The organism is Parabacteroides sp. B2-S-102 (assembly GCF_023656665.1).
In the GTDB taxonomy this organism is placed as follows: domain Bacteria; phylum Bacteroidota; class Bacteroidia; order Bacteroidales; family Tannerellaceae; genus Parabacteroides; species Parabacteroides distasonis.
The window spans coordinates 21398-38054 of the sequence record NZ_JAMOKM010000017.1; the positions used below are offsets into that span (position 1 = coordinate 21398).

Annotated in this window: 11 protein-coding genes; 4 read left to right on the plus strand and 7 right to left on the minus strand. The window is 40.3% G+C overall.

The window, feature by feature from the left end; genetic code table 11:
• Positions 1-7: 7 nt before the first annotated feature.
• The 4 genes from NBH07_RS17615 to NBH07_RS17630 form a co-directional block, all read right to left on the minus strand.
• Positions 8-679 carry a 3-keto-disaccharide hydrolase gene (locus NBH07_RS17615; protein WP_009018302.1) on the minus strand — a complete coding sequence of 224 codons (672 nt, stop codon included), beginning with the start codon at positions 677-679 and terminating at the stop codon, positions 8-10.
• Between the two features lie 16 nt (positions 680-695).
• Positions 696-2384: a RagB/SusD family nutrient uptake outer membrane protein gene (locus tag NBH07_RS17620; RefSeq protein ID WP_009018303.1), complete on the minus strand. Its 1689-nt coding sequence runs from the start codon at positions 2382-2384 to the stop codon at positions 696-698.
• Positions 2385-2401: 17 nt separating this feature from the next.
• Entirely contained in the window at positions 2402-5662 is a 3261-nt protein-coding gene (locus tag NBH07_RS17625) for a SusC/RagA family TonB-linked outer membrane protein (protein ID WP_009018304.1), read from the minus strand.
• A 184-nt stretch (positions 5663-5846) separates the two neighbouring features.
• On the minus strand, positions 5847-6905 hold the full coding sequence (locus NBH07_RS17630) for a FecR family protein (protein ID WP_009018305.1): 1059 nt from the start codon (positions 6903-6905) through the stop codon (positions 5847-5849).
• 271 nt (positions 6906-7176) lie between these two features.
• On the opposite strand from NBH07_RS17630, the gene NBH07_RS17635 reads away from it, so the two are divergent.
• From NBH07_RS17635 to rprY, 4 genes are all read left to right on the plus strand, one after another.
• On the plus strand, positions 7177-7728 hold the full coding sequence (locus NBH07_RS17635) for an RNA polymerase sigma-70 factor (RefSeq protein WP_008773829.1): 552 nt from the start codon (positions 7177-7179) through the stop codon (positions 7726-7728).
• Positions 7729-7858: 130 nt separating this feature from the next.
• Entirely contained in the window at positions 7859-10678 is a 2820-nt protein-coding gene (locus NBH07_RS17640; RefSeq protein ID WP_087343707.1) for a TonB-dependent receptor, read from the plus strand.
• Positions 10679-10942: 264 nt separating this feature from the next.
• Positions 10943-12502, plus strand: a complete 1560-nt coding sequence (locus NBH07_RS17645; protein WP_009018308.1) for a sensor histidine kinase — start codon at positions 10943-10945, stop codon at positions 12500-12502.
• A 2-nt stretch (positions 12503-12504) separates the two neighbouring features.
• A complete protein-coding gene (rprY, locus tag NBH07_RS17650) occupies positions 12505-13236 on the plus strand; it encodes a response regulator transcription factor RprY (protein ID WP_005861388.1) in 732 nt (243 codons plus the stop codon).
• A 53-nt stretch (positions 13237-13289) separates the two neighbouring features.
• On the opposite strand, the gene NBH07_RS17655 is transcribed toward rprY, so the two are convergent.
• The 3 genes from NBH07_RS17655 to ftsZ all read right to left on the minus strand — a co-directional run bounded on the left by NBH07_RS17655 (position 13290) and on the right by ftsZ (position 16648).
• On the minus strand, positions 13290-14699 hold the full coding sequence (locus NBH07_RS17655) for a carbon starvation CstA family protein (protein WP_009018309.1): 1410 nt from the start codon (positions 14697-14699) through the stop codon (positions 13290-13292).
• 115 nt (positions 14700-14814) lie between these two features.
• A complete protein-coding gene (locus NBH07_RS17660; protein ID WP_005861384.1) occupies positions 14815-15264 on the minus strand; it encodes a GatB/YqeY domain-containing protein in 450 nt (149 codons plus the stop codon).
• A 19-nt stretch (positions 15265-15283) separates the two neighbouring features.
• Positions 15284-16648: a cell division protein FtsZ gene (gene ftsZ, locus NBH07_RS17665; RefSeq protein WP_005866974.1), complete on the minus strand. Its 1365-nt coding sequence runs from the start codon at positions 16646-16648 to the stop codon at positions 15284-15286.
• Between the last annotated feature and the right edge of the window lie 9 nt (positions 16649-16657).

Here is a 16657-nt window from a genome sequence, read left to right on the forward strand (position 1 = left end):
GATGATTTTAAAGTTGTTTCAGTTGAATATTCCTAAACCAAATATTAGATTCTCCATGTTTCCCTTGCAAACCAATATAACCTTTTGTTGGCATATTCGCATACGGGATTGGTAGCCATTCCGGAATCTCTGTTCCATCTGGATTTGTTGTTCCAGAAGTCCAATCTGCTAAATTAGCCGAAACAATATGTTTTCCATTCAATTCGATATCTATCTGCTGACCTTTAGCAGTGATAATCATTCGGTTCCATTCTCCCGGTTTCTTCACGACCAATTGTTCATTTGCTCCTTTATGTCCATAAATAGAACCACAACGCCAATATTCTGGATATGATTGCCATTCAGGATGATGATCATCGGCTATTTGAATCTCAATGGAAGATGGGATCCAATTACCCTTATCCGTACAATAAATCACAACCCCACTATTTGTATTCACATCTGTCTTGAATTCTAAATCCAAGATAAAATTTTCATACTGCACCTTTGTCCAAATAGATTGATCGGCTGTGGCAGTAAGTATGCCATTTTTAAAGGTCCAAACCGAACTATCATAATCAGCATTTGATAAATCTTTGTCAAATAATGGTCTATAATCAGTTTCGACCCTACACGATATTAATAACAAAAGTATAATCAATACGGTAAATACTCTTTTTACATTTATAAACTGTTTCATATATCGATTCTATTTATTAAAAGCCAGCTGTTGTTTGTTTTAACAAAGGATTCGCATTCAATGCACGATAAGGAATCGGAAATACGTCTTGATTCGTCGCATCCGGAGTTTTATCCCACCACGCACCTTCACTAAAACGATTCCATCGTATTAAATCAATACGACGATGACGTTCTCCTATGAACTCACGACCTAATTCATCGACAAATTCATCATCGGTTAATTTCGAGATATTAGATTCGTAACTAAATTTAGACCAATCTTCCGCTTTATAATAACGTTTCCTAACCACATCCAGCAACCGAGCAGCCCCTATCTTATCCCCTGATCTATATTTACATTCAGCTAACGAATAATAAATCTCTGCCAATCTGATCTCTGGAATAGAGTTCATTTGGAACAAATCTTTCGATTGAGGTAACCAAGGGAATTTTATCAAACGATATCCTGTATTCTCTTCTCCGTAAATTACATGAGATCCTTTGGCTAAACCAGTCTCTCCCTCCGAAAAACGTCCAACTTGATCCACATAAACTAGAGGTTTACCATTATATTCTTCCGTACCAGTTATTACTTCATCTGTAAATCCATACCCTTTTTCATAATCAAATTTATATTGAGTTCCCATCAAGAAAAAGCCCTCATAATCTCCATCATTTGAAATAACTCTAAAAGCTTTCTTTCGGATATCTCCATCCGGGAATTTTTCAAACGGCATACCTAATTTATCTTGGTATAAATTTCCATATAAGTCCCGAGACGGTGCTAAATTACCTCCATTCCAACCTTGCCAGTCATTATCCAAGGAATAACGATCTTGATAGTGCATCCACATATTATATAGCCAAGATGCCTCAAAATAATTTTTCTTAATCGCAAATTCCATAATATTCTCTTTAGATCTATAACCGTTTATCCCCGAGCGGAACGGGCCTCTATAATCAGGGTCAATACTATATTCTCCATATTTTCCATCTAATATAGCCTGAGCCATTTGCTCACATTCATCATATTTTGAGATTCCTATCCATTTTTCCGCATTCAAGTATAAACGGACAAGTATAGAAGCTACTCCTGCTTGATCAAACCTAGATACCCCCCTATTTTTAGGTAAGTCCGGTAATATAGCTAAAAGCTCTGACTCCATAAAGTTAAATACTTCTAGGGGTGTAGATTGAGCCTTCACTTCTTCTATATCTGTAACAATTGGTACATGCCTAAAGAAATCTATTAAAAACATATAATTCCAAACCCGAAGAGCTCTTAATTCGGCTATATATTCATTTTTCGTTTCTTCCGTCAATTTAAACGTAGAGAAATCTAGATTTTCAAAATCAGACAATGTATTATTACATAATGCTATACCTTGAAAAGGAGCAGCCCAACCATTATATACGAAATTCTCCTCCACAGTCCATTTATGCTCATGCAAACGAACATACTCCCCACCATTATAACCATGTTTTCCTCTTGTCGGAATCATTAACTGGTCGGCAGTAACTTCCTGTAAAAAGTATCGAGCATCAGACCAACCCGTACTAAAAGCCTTAGCATAGTTATTCACCAACGCCGCATAAATATTATTGCTATTTTGATAATAGTTATCCGTTGTAATCTCACTAAAAATCTCTTCATCTAAATCTGTACAAGAAAATGAGATTAATCCCATTACGAAAAGAACTATTATATATTTAAACTTCTTCATAATAAATGAAATTAAGATTAATATGAAATTTGAATTCCAAATGTGAATGATCTGGCAATAGGATACACATTTAGACCGCTAATACCTGGTTCTAGACCATTTATATCCACAGATGTCGGGTCCATTACTGAATATTTCGTAATAGTAAACGCATTTTTAACTGTCGCATATACCCGTAAATTGCTAATCCACTTTGTATCTAATTTTGGAGTCCATCCTAAAGTTATGTTATCCAACCTAAAATAATCTCCATCCTCCAAAAAATAATCACACATCACTTTTCCTGACTTAATATGCCCATTCTTTCCATAAGCATCTTCTAATAAATTCATACCCGGTTCAGCAACTAATCCATAATACATTTGATACATATTCAATATTTGATAGTCAAAGCGCCCTTGGAAATATAGACTTAAATCAAATCCTTTATATCGAAATGTATTCCCCCAAGACAAAGAATATCTAGGTGTTCCATGGCCAATATAATCTTTGTCTGTATCACTAGCTTCACCATTAGCGAGTATTTTTTCTCCTCCAATTTTAGCGTCTTTCCAAACCAACATATTGCCATTATCATCAACTCCCGCATATCTTAAGCCATAAAAAGAACCAATTTCCACTCCGTCTTGTAAGCGTTGGGCATAGCCGGGATTTCCGGGAGCTGGCAGTAAATATCGATCCATATATCCTTTCTGATATGTACCATTCGAGAATTTATCCAGTTTAGATTTCGTAAAAGAAGCAACTAGATTAGTCGAATAACTAAAATCTTTCATGTTTACAACATCCCAATTTAAAGTCAGTTCCAAACCTTTTGAACTAGTAGAAGCTACATTTGTAAATATCTGATCAAACATAAAAGGGGGTAGTGGAGCGTCATAATTAGAAATTACTTCTTTACCTTGTTTTACATAGGCATCCAAACTACCTGATAACTTATTCTTTAAAAGAGAAAAATCCACACCCAAGTTATAAGATATCTGCTTTTCCCAATGTAAATCAGGATTAGGATTATTCGTAGGTCCCCACGCTTGGGTCCATTGTCCATTATCGTCTAGCCAATACCCACCTTGCTCATAACGAGCCAACGCTGAATACTTTGGGAAACCAGAGCGCCCTGTAACTCCATATGAAAAACGGAGTTTTAAATCATTGATGGCCTCAATATTTTTAATAGCAGGCAAACTTGACATTCGCCATGCCGCAGAGGCTGCAGGGAACCATCCCCATTTATGATTTGCCCCAAATTTACTATTTCCTTCATATCTAACAGAAGCCGTCAAATAGTAAGTATCATCATAGTTATAAATCAATCGCGCAGGAAAACCTATTGTCTTTTCTTTTTCTTTCAACGAAGATACCCCTAAACGACCTGCTGCCATATTCCAATCTCCAGCTTCCAGATTGTTATAGGACATCGCATCCGAAGGAAAATTTGCATTCTCTGAAGAAAAACTACGATGATTAAACTCTTGATACGAATATCCAGCCATTAATTTAATTGTATGCTTGTCAATTGTCGTAAAATAATTACCGATCCATTCCAATGTATAATCCGTATAATTTTCTTCCTGCAGAGTTCCTCGTCCGGAACGCATATTATCTATAGATTCCTTATGATTTGAATTAACATATATACGTTTAAAATACTCTTGACTCTGTCTAGCTAGAGATAATTCAGTATTTAGCGTCGGTAAAATATTTAGTTTCACTTTAAAATCAGCAAGGGAAAACTGTCTATCACCTCCATCCTCCTTATCTTTCAACCATCCTACAGGATTATAGGTATCAAACCCATACAGAGTACTATATTTAGAAGGATCTTTTTCATCCATCAATGGATGAGTCGGATTCAATTTTACCGCTTGCTGAAATACGCCATAATCCACATATTCCTCATTGATAACTCGCGTGGACAAGTTTCCTTGAATCTCTAGCAGACCTTCTAATGTCTTTGCGGTGAATCCCATTCTAACTCCATACTCTTTTCTAGAAGACGCTATATCCAAGCCATCTTTCTTCTTACAATTGGCTGAAGCTCTAAAGGTCAAATTTTCACCTCCTCCTGAAACAGCTAAATAATGACTTTGACCCAGATTACTCTTATTCAACAATTTGTCATACCAATCCACCCGATGACCAAAATCTACATCTCTTTCATGCGCAAGAAACTCATCCACAGAAAGTACTTCTGGTTGATTAGCTACCATATCATGATCGATATAGCCATCATAAGATATAGAAACTTTTCCAGCCTTTCCTTTTTTTGTTTGCACCAAAATAACTCCATTCGCTGCACGTGAACCATAAATCGCTGCAGCCGAACCATCTTTCAATATTGTAATTGATTCAATATCTTGGTTAGCGACACTTCTTAAATCTGCACCCGGCATTCCGTCTATAATAACCAATGGCGAATTCCCTGCCTCTATGGAAGAAGCACCTCGCATCTGGATATTAGGAGAAGAGTTAGGATCTGCCGCCGCCGCATTCGAGACATTAACGCCTGATACTTTTCCATCGATCATTGACAGCGGACTTGTAAATGCTCCTTGTAAAAAGTCTTTACTAGAAACAGCGGTTACAGCAGAAGTCAACTCTTTTTTGTCAACTGAGCCATAACCAACAACGACTACCTCATCTAATTTTTGTGTATCCTCTTTCATAATGACCTGAAGTACATTTTTATTTTTCACGGCTTCTTCATGAAGAGAAAATCCAATATAAGAAATCTGGAGTACCGCATCGGAAGACACTACAATAGAGAAATGACCATTCAAATCAGACATAGTTCCATTTGCTTTACCCTTCTCTACAATATTTGCACCAATAATAGGCTCCCCCGTCTCATCAACAACAGTACCTGTTACTGTCTTTTCATCTTGATCAGACTTACTGCCTTTTACTGATAGAATCACATCTTTTCCTACTATTTTATATCGTATATTCGAATTCTCAAATATATGATCTAATGTAGTGAACACATCTTTATCCTTTATATCAACAGATATTACTTGATTGATATCAACTAATTTACTATTATAAAAGAAGTGGAAATCAGTTTGACTTTCAATCAGTTCCAAAACTTCTTTTATAGATTGATCTGTCGCTTTAAAAGAAAGTGAGGTGCTTTGAGCATTTGTTGTCATAGCAAATGACATACTAATTGATAAACATACAAGAAATAAGGTCAACTTCATAATTCTTGATATTTTAGATACCAACCTGACAAACGCTGATTTATCTCCATCAAGTTGGAAATATAAATTATTCATCATATTTTTGTAATTGATTTAAGATTAAAAAATAAATTTCTTAGTCGGTTTAAAGACCTTCTATCAAATTGTTTCATATGGGAAGATGCTGGTAACATTTTCCCGTATGTTTTTTAGATAGACCAAGTCTACTTTCTTGTTCTTTTATTCCATAGGCCCATATTATTTAATTGTTATACATTTTTCTTTATTTTCCTTTCCAAAGTATAACTCGAGTACGGTTAGTACCTTTGCTGTCATCTGTCTTCATATCTTCTATACGATAATCAATATTTGAAGATATTCTCAAATAGTCTAGTGTCTGAGATAGCAACCTATTATCTAAAATACCGGTTAAACAATAGCTTTTAATCTCCGCATCCTGAATCACAAATTCAACATTATAGTAATATGACAATTTTTTCAAAGCCTCAGGTAAAGGCGTATCCTTGAACATCAGTTTGCCATCCATCCATGCGGTTTCATACATCGTGTTTATTTTCATCACAGAAATTTCTTCTTTATCCAAGTTGCAAATCGCTTTTTCGGATGGTAGTAACGTCCTATGACTCACATTCCCTGATTTATTCTTCACCTCGAGATTTACGGAGCCCGTCACTAAAGTAGTCGAAATTATATTCTCATCCCCATAAGCTTGTATATTAAACTCCGTGCCTAAAACTCTAACCCTATGCTGATCTCCTGAAGTACTGACAATAAAAGGTTGTTTTTCGTTGTGAGTGACTTTAAAATAGGCTTCTCCTGATAAATATACTTTTCTTTCTTTTTGGTCATAAGACATCGGATAGGATAAAACACTACCCGAATTTAGATAAACAACAGTACCATCCGGTAAATTAAAGCGTGTACGGACTCCCGCATTTGCCTGAAGTGTTATAATTTGAGGATCTCCAAATTCAGAATCAACCTTTCTATGGGAAAATAAGGTTGATAGTCCAATGATAGCAATTATACAAGCCGCAGCGACAGAGAACCTCTTCAACCAATATAAACGGGTCCGTTTTGCTAATCGTTGTTCCAGCTTTTCGTAGGCAATCAATGGATTTCGGCTAGCGATCCGTTCCATCGCATTGTTCGCATAATATATACGGGCGGTCTGTAATAAGATCCTCTTATTATTTTCATCCGCTTCCAGCCAAGCTTCAATATAAGATTTTTCCTCATTGGAAGCTGTGTCCTTTATATACCGTAAAAGCATCATACCTTCCGGCTCTTGGAAATTAATATGTCTATTTTCAGTTTTCATTCTTATCTGTTTCTATAACTAAGACAATCCTGAACGAACACACCCTTAACTAAAAAGCATTTTTTTACGGAAGACTTTAGACTTACCTACTTTTCCATAGGATATATACTTCATCAGTAAAGTAAGTAGTACTTCATCGGTAAAGTAAGTATATCTTGTGATAAGGATGTCCTAAAAGTGATATTTCGATGTGGTTACCCTAATTTTAACCTTGAATATCCAAGATAAAATATATCTTTGCTTACAGAAAAGAAAGGATGAAGAAGGTGCTATGGATGATTCTACTTTAATTGAACAAATACAATTAGGAAGTAAAGACGCTTTTAAACAGATGTTTATCAAATTTTATTCGCCACTATGCGAATATGCTTCCCAATATGTTTCTGATGAGGATGCCGAAGAACTTATTCAGGAGCTAATGTTATTTATATGGGAAAACCGAAATTCCTTATTTGTAGAGATATCCTTGAAATCCTATCTTTTTATGGCTGTTAAGCATCGTTGCCTCAATGCGATCAAAAGGCAATTGTATCATGAGCGAGTACATAGCCTGATTTATGATAAGATTAAAGATCAATTTGAGAATCCTGATACCTATTTCGTAAACGAGCTTACAGAGAATATCACGAAAGCGATCGAAGAATTGCCTGAGAATTACCGGGAGACATTTAAACTTAGCCGATTCGGAGAGCAATCTAATCCCCAAATCGCAGAGGCCTTGGGGGTTTCTATCAAAACCGTGGAATACCGGATTACACAATCCTTGAAAATATTGCGGGTTAAATTGAAGGACTATTTACCTTTTATAATGTTCTTGTTCTAAGAATACTCTCCATAAATCCAAAGGCCTGCACGATTGTTAATAATATCAAATCCATAAAAGTTATATTAAACTATTTTGAGTGAACCTTGTCTATCTTTTCGTAATTGTAAACAATGTAATCCATATAGTTATGAAATCGGGAAAGTGCCTTTTGATGTTGTTGATGATCCTTTTTTCACCGATGGCTTTCGCACAACAAAGCGGTGTTAATGTTACCGGATCTGTCGTTGAGCAAGGTAGTGATACCCCCATCGAGCAAGCAACGGTACGATTGCTGAACGTAAAAGACAGTGCCATGGTACGAGGTGTGGTGAGCGCCCGTAATGGTAGTTTTACCTTGAAAAACGTAAAGAAAGGAAGTTATTTACTACACATCACATTCATCGGATACGATCCATTGTACCAACCCTTGCAAATCACCGGAAAGAAAAATCCCGTAAACGTAGGTAAACTTGAATTAAGCGACGGAGCGATCGAGTTGGGAGAAGCCGTAGTTATAGGTAAGGCACCCGAGGTTACCGTTCGCAACGACACAGTGGAATACAACGCGGATTCTTATAAAGTAACCGAAGGCTCCGTTTTGGAGGATTTATTGAAAAAGATGCCCGGTGTGGAGGTAGATAGCGAAGGCAAGATCACCGTCAATGGAAAAGAGGTGAAAAAGGTAATGGTGGACGGAAAGGAGTTCTTCTCCGATGACCCGAAAGTGGCCTCCAAGAATCTTCCAGCCAAGATGATCGATAAATTACAGGTACTTGATAAAAAAAGCGATATGGCCCAAATGACTGGCTTCGACGATGGAGAGGAAGAGACCGTCATCAACCTAACCGTGAAACCCGGCATGAAGCAAGGTTGGTTTGGCAACGCATATGGCGGATACGGAAGTAAAGATCGGTATGAAGGCAACGCCATGGTCAATCGTTTCGTGAATAATGACCAGATCACGTTCATGGGGGGAGCGAATAACACGAATAATATGGGCTTTTCCGATCTAGCCTCAACAATGTTCTCCGGTATGGGAGGCGGTGGAGGCCGACGAGGAGGTTTCGGAGCGGGTAGCGGTATCACCTCTTCCGGAAACGCAGGTTTGAACTTCAGCAAGGAATTCAAGCCGGATAAACTAACTCTTGGGGGAAATACTCGTTATTCCCATTCCGACAATGACGCTCGCAGCAAGAGCGACCGGCAGAATATTCTTCCCGGAGATAGTTCCTCCTACGATAATAGCGAGGCGATGAGCCGTACGAAGAGCGATAACTTTGGCGTAGACTTTCGCTTGGAATGGAAACCGGACACGATGACTCAACTTATCTTCCGCCCGAGTTTCAGCCTCAGCCATAGCATGAATGACAATTTCAGTGATGCTACCACCTTGGATAATGAACGGGATACGGTCAATACCAACAAATCCAGCAATTACTCGGAAAGTAACGGGTACAACCTAAATGCCAGCATCGATTTCAGCCGTAAGCTCAATAACAAAGGGCGTGTGTTCAGCGCCACCCTTTCCGGAGGCAATAGCGATTCGTACAGTGACGGCATGAACCGTTCCGACATCGTTTATTTCAACCAGACTGATGCCTTGAAGAATAGCATTATCGACCAGCGCTCACGTTACGACAACAAAGGTTTCAATTACCGGGCCTACGTATCGTGGGTAGAACCGATCGGGCATAATAATTTCATCCAAGCCACTTATAGCATCAGCCAACGGAAACAAGAAGCCTTGAAGAATGTTTACAACCAAGACGCTGATGGTATATATAATGTATTAGATTCCGCCTACAGCCAAAGCTATCGCAATAACTTTATCAGCCAGCGGGCCAGCTTGAGCTTCAAGTCTCAACGGGAAAAGTTCAACTACACGATCGGCTTGAATCTGGACCCATCCTATTCCAGCAGCGAGAATTTCGTTGGCGACACGACCTTATCCAAGATAACCCGTAAGGTGGTCAACCTCTCCCCGATGGCTCAATTCAACTATATGTTCGATAAGCGTACGAATCTTCGTATCATGTATAATGGCCGTACCAGCCAACCGAGCATGACTCAATTACAACCGGTAGCGGATATCTCGGACCCGACGAATATCACGATCGGTAACCCGGATTTGAATCCCCGCTATACGAACAACGTATTTATTCGTTTCCAACAGTTCACGCCGGAGAAACAACGGGCCTTCATGATCATGGCAAACGGTAGTTATATCATCAACGATATCGTAAGTTATACCTCTTATAACCAAGAGACAGGTGTAAAGACCACCACTTACAAAAACGTAAATGGCAACTATAGTGGCAACGTCCGTATGATGTTGAACACCCCCTTGAAGAATAAGAAATTCTCCATCAACTCCATGACAATGGCCTCGTTCGCTAATAGCAACGGATATATCAACGAGGAGAAGAATACGAACCGGAATCTCATATTGTCCGAACGTGGTGGTATCGACTTCCGCTCCTCTTATCTGGATCTGGGCGTAAACGGGAATATTCGTTACAATGCCACCAGCAACTCCCTGCAAAAGGAAAATAACCAAAACACCTTCAATTACGGAGCCGGCGGTTACACGACAATCTATCTGCCCCTCAATTTCAAGATAGAGAGTGACGTGAACTGGTCTACCAACTCTGGCTACGGGGACGGATTCAAACAGAACGAAGTCCTATGGAATGCCTCAGCCTCCAAGTCTTTCTTAAAGAATAACCAAGGGACGCTCCGTTTCAAGATCTACGATATCCTGCAACAACGAAGCAATATCTCCCGTTCCGTTACCGCTAGCTATATACAAGACTCAGAATATAACACGCTAGGCAGTTATTTCATGGTACACTTCATCTATCGGTTCAGCATCTTCAAAGGTGGAGCCAGTGCCAGCGACGTGAAAACGCCGGGTAGAAGCGGACGGGGAAGAGGTCCGATGGGTCCTCCTCCGGGACATCGATTTTAATCCCCTAAGTGGAGACTTTATAAAGTCCGGGCGCAACAAAGAACGCACCGGACTTGTTTTTACGTAGGATAATATATAAAAAACTTAGGATAAAATAACGCTAACTAGTGCATTAACAGCGGAGTTTCAATGCTTAGCTAGCATACATTCTCTATGCTCACAAAGTATTATTAACATTTTAAACGGATTATTTTTACCTTTTTTGTGTAAATATTAAACTAAAACACACGTTATTTGTTGCAATATTAAGAGAAAGATATTGATATGAGGAAGTCGACAATTTGGTTGCTTGCGGTAGTTATGGCTTTTGCCTTCGCCGGGTTATTATACCTACAGGTAAACTATGTGAGCATTATACTTAAGACACGCAGCGAACAGTTCAATGAGACTGTCAAAAGAAGCCTGCGCCAAGTATCTAAGAATCTGGAATTGGATGAGACCCGTAAATACCTCGAGGATGATATCAACCGGGATGAGACAAATTTCATGTATCAAAATGCCCCGGATGCCCAAAGCCTAGGACAAGTGATCAACCATGAGAAATACCAATTACAGATCAAGGATTCTAATGGAACCGTTCAACAGATAGAGATGCAAAGTTTTAGTTCCCACAAGTTCGAGCCACTCTCTTCCTTGTCAAAACGGCAGTCTGCCAACAGCATCGTAAACACATCTAAAGATTTACAGAAGACACTGAAAAGACGTTACCAGTACCAAGGTGGGCTGATCGAGGAGGTGATTTACAACATCTTATACACCGCGAACCTAAAACCGATCGAGGAACGTGTAGATTTTAAAAAGCTAAACAATTACTTAAAAACAGAATTTATTAACAACGGTTTGAACTTGCCGTTTGTGTTTTCTGTTATTAACAAAGATGGAAATGTAGTATACCAGAGCGGAGAATTCCAAAAGCAACCGATCGCCTCTGACGTGATCACCCAAGTGCTTTTCCCGAACGATCCCCCATCGAAACTAAACTACCTGAGAGTTTATTTTCCGACGAAAGGGGATTATATCTCAAGCTCTATTACTTTCATCGTTCCATCGGTTATATTCTCATTGATCCTGTTGATAACCTTCGTCTTCACGATTTACATCGTATTCCGTCAGAAGAAGTTATCCGAGATGAAAAACGACTTTATCAACAACATGACGCACGAGTTGAAGACACCGGTATCCACGATCTCGCTCGCCGCCCAAATGTTGAAGGATTCGGATATAACGAAGAGTCCGGACGTATTCAAGCATATATCCGGCGTAATCAACGACGAGACGAAGCGATTGGGTTTCTTGGTCGAGAAAGTGCTACAGATGTCTTTGTTCGAACGACAGAAAGCGGCGCTTAAACTGAAAGAAATTGACGCGAATGATTTGGTAGCGAACGTGGCTAACACCTTCGTTTTAAAGGTCGAGAAGTACGGCGGTACAATGGATATAGACCTGCAAGCTACAGAATCGGATATATATGTGGATGAAATGCATATCACCAATGTATTGTTCAACTTGATGGATAATGCGGTTAAATACCGCCGCCCGGAAGTTCCGCTTACATTGATGGCACGCACTTGGAACGAGAACGGAAAGCTGTTGATCTCCGTGGAAGATAATGGTATCGGCATCAAGAAAGAATATCTGAAAAAGGTATTCGACCGTTTCTTCCGCGTACCGACAGGCAACGTACATGACGTGAAAGGGTTCGGTCTCGGACTCGCTTACGTACGCAAAATTATTGAGGACCACAAAGGTACGATCCGTGCTGAAAGTGGTGCCGGAAACATTGGAACAAAATTTATTATTACTTTACCTCTTATAAAAAGTTAGTTATGGAAGAAAAACTAAAGATCTTCTTTTGTGAAGACGATGAGAATTTAGGAATGCTTTTAAGAGAATACTTACAAGCTAAAGGGTATGTAACGGACCTATTCTCTGACGGAGAAGCCGGATACAAAGGTTTTACCAAAGGTAAATACGATCTTTGTGTGTTGGATGTCATGATGCCAAAGAAAGATGGTTTCACCTTGGCACAAGAAATTCGCTCTATCAATCCTGATATCCCTATTATCTTCCTTACAGCCAAGACTATGAAGGAAGACATCTTGGAAGGATTCAAGATCGGTGCGGATGACTACTTGACAAAACCGTTTAGCATGGAAGAGCTATTGCTTCGTATCGAGGCTATCCTTCGCCGTGTGAAAGGTAAGAAGATGAAAGATATTCCTTTCTACAAGTTAGGAAACTTCTTGTTCGATACCCAAAAACAAACGTTGGCTATCGGCGACAAGGTTACGAAACTTACTACGAAGGAATGCGAATTATTAAGCTTGTTGTGCGCCCACGCAAATGAGATCCTTGAGCGTAACTACGCCTTGAAGACAATCTGGGTAGACGATAACTATTTCAACGCTCGTAGCATGGACGTTTATATCACGAAATTACGTAAATTGTTGAAAGACGATCCGGGTATCGAGATCATCAACATCCACGGCAAGGGTTATAAATTAATCACTCCTTCCGGGGAGGAACAAGCCCGTGAGGAAGGCATACAAGTGCTTTAATTCACTTGAACAATAACGACAGAAAAGGCTGGCTAAATGTAAGCCAGCCTTTTTTATACTTTCTTTCTTTTCCAGACTAAGAAGATCCCGAAAACGATCAATGTAACTAGTAGCCCCAAAAGTTGAGAAAAACCGGAGGAAAGACCAAACCCTTCCGGAGCTACAAAAATATAGGTAGAACATACCGCCGTCATGAATAAGGCGGGAATCAAGGTTATCACATATAATTTCTTTGCTTGTACCAAATATACGGTTAAGGCCCATAGAGTAAATACTGCCAACGTCTGGTTACTCCATGCGAAATAACGCCAGACCATATCGAAGCCATCCTTATCTTTTTGACTATATAATAAGATTCCTATCGCAACGATAAACATGGGAATACAGATCATCAGACGTTTGACCACCGTTTTTTGCTCCATATGCAGGAAGTCTGCGACAATCAGACGAGCCGAGCGGAAAGCCGTATCGCCAGAAGTAATCGGAGCTGCTATCACACCCAGTATCGCTAATACACCTCCGACAGCGCCCAGCCACTCTTTCGTGATACTGTCTACTACGACAGCGGCATTGTTCTCCTCCATTCCGTTATTATGGAAGAAATACGTAGCGGCGGCGGCCCAGATCAAGGCTACGATACCTTCGGTAATCATCGCTCCGTAAAATACGGGACGGGCGTATTTCTCACTTTTCATGCAACGGGCCATCAATGGACTTTGGGTAGCATGAAAGCCAGAGATAGCGCCACAAGCGATACTAACAAACATGATCGGAAAAATAGGCAAGCCTCCCGGATGCGTATTACTAAGTCCATCCGTAATCTCAGGTAACGGCGGCTGGTTAATAAATAACATAACCAAGATACCTACGGCCATAAATAGCAAAGCGATGGCGAATAATGGATAGATCTTTCCGATAATCTTATCAACAGGTAATAGAGTAGCCAGTATATAATAAATGAATACGACGATAATCCAGAACGTAGCATCTAGATATTCCGGAGTCAGTTTAGCCAGCAACCCTGCAGGCCCAGCTACGAAAACAGCACCCACCAAGATCATCAAGATAACCGTAAAGCCCCGCATAAATTGCTTAAAGTTGTTCCCCAGATACCGTCCGATCAATTCAGGAAGACTTTCTCCATCATGCCGCAACGAAAGCATTCCCGATAGGAAATCATGGGTAGCACCCGCAAATATACTTCCCAATACGATCCAAAGGAAAGAAGCTACCCCAAATTTAGCCCCCATGATAGCGCCGAAAATAGGTCCCAGACCCGCTATATTCAAAAATTGGATCATGAAAATCTTCCAAGTAGGCAAGGGTATATAATCAACACCATCTTGTTTTGTGAAAGCGGGAGTAACCCGGGAGGGATCTACGCCAAACACCCGCTCGACAAATTTACCATACGTAAAATATCCAACGATAAGGGCTATCAGACAACATGTAAAAGTAATCATGGTTTTCTAAAGAATTAAATTGTCAAAGGAAAAGGTATATACGAGAAAACCGTACCAAGGGCATTCTAACGAGTAATTGTCAGAATGCCCTTAGTGCGGTCTTCGTATGAATCAATTAATTAAGTAAACGCTTAACCGTCTCGGAAATCATCCGTCCTTCGGCTCTTCCTGCCAATGCTTTTGAGGCTACACCCATTACCTTACCCATATCTTTCGGGCCAGCGGCACCGACTTGAGCGATAATAGCTTTCAATTCTTTCTCCAATTCCTCGGCAGACATTTGTTGAGGTAAATATTTCTCAATCACTTTTACTTGCTCCAACTCAACATCCGCTAGGTCTTGACGGCCCTGTTGCACATAAATCGTAGCAGAATCTTTCCCTTGTTTCACCAACTTCTGCATGATCTTCAAGGCATCCGCATCCGTCAGCGTATCATTGGCTCCCGGAGCGGTTTTCGCTTCCAAGAAAAATTTCTTTACATTTCTCAATGTCTCCAAGGCGACTTTATCTTTCGCCTTCATAGCGTTTTTAATGTCTTCACTGACTTGTTCAAATAAATCCATATCCTTATTATATTATTAACTATCGGAAACTGATCACTTGTTTACCCCCCCGCTGAGAATCTTGGCGAGGTTGGTTAGCCGGTTGCTTCGCCGTTGTCGGAGCCGATACTTGAATATCCTCTCCCGCTACTTTGGAACGGGCACGGGCTACGATCTTCGGATCCCGGTTATAAGTCGGATTATCCTCTATCAAAGCGATCAAGGCATCATCATCCAACTCTTCCTGAGTCAAAACTACCGCTTTCGCACGAGAGGTAAAACGACCCGCCTTTTGTGCGGAAGCACCATAATATTTACCAATCAAATCACGCTCCTTACGCTCTTTCTCGATTCGCTCTTCTTCTAAGCGCAATTCTTCTTCCGTCATCTGAGCGGCTTCATTCCTGCGTTTATCAGCGATCAATGGAATATCATCCATCGTAAATCCAGTAGCGAGGATCGTCATTTTCACTTTATTACCTAATGTATTATCCACGGCAGTACCCCAGATAACCTCTATATCACGGTTGAACTCGGACATAAAGTTATGCACGTCGTTCATCTCCTCCATGCGCAACTCGGCTTCCTCGCTGAAATATACGTTGAACAGGATTTTCTTGGCGTTCTTTACGTCGTTGTTGCTTAATAGCGGAGAATTCAGAGCGTCTTCCACCGCTTGGCGAACACGTCCTTCTCCTTCACCAAAACCATTACTCATCAAAGCGACACCACCATCTTTCATCGTGGTGTTAACATCGGCGAAGTCGAGGTTGATAATACCCGGAAGCGTAATGATCTCCGCGATACTCTTGGCGGCGATCGTCAAGGTATCATCGGCCTTGCCGAAAGCGTTCATCACGGAAAGGTCCGAATAAATCTCACGCAAACGCTCGTTATTGATCACCAATAAGGCATCCACGTTCTTCGCGATCTCCTCCACACCATTCAAGGCCTGTATAATCTTACGCTCACCCTCGAACAAGAAAGGAATGGTTACGATACCTACCGTCAATATTCCCATATCCTTCGCGATACGAGCGATAACCGGAGCGGCACCCGTACCGGTACCACCACCCATACCGGCGGTAATAAATACCATCTTCGTACCGTCGTTCAACATACCTCGAAGATCGTCCAGACTCTCCTCGGCCGCCATCATCGCACGTTCCGGCTTATTTCCCGCGCCCAATCCCTGCGTGATCTCACGTCCCAGCAACAACTTGATAGGAACATCCGAACGGTTCAAGGCTTGATTATCCGTATTACATAACACGAATGTAACATCGTGTATGCCCTCCTTATACATATGAGTAACAGCGTTTCCGCCACCGCCTCCAACACCAATCACCTTAATGATTTTGGGAGTATCCGTAGGATAATTAAAATTTAATATTGTATCGTCCATTGTCTTCCG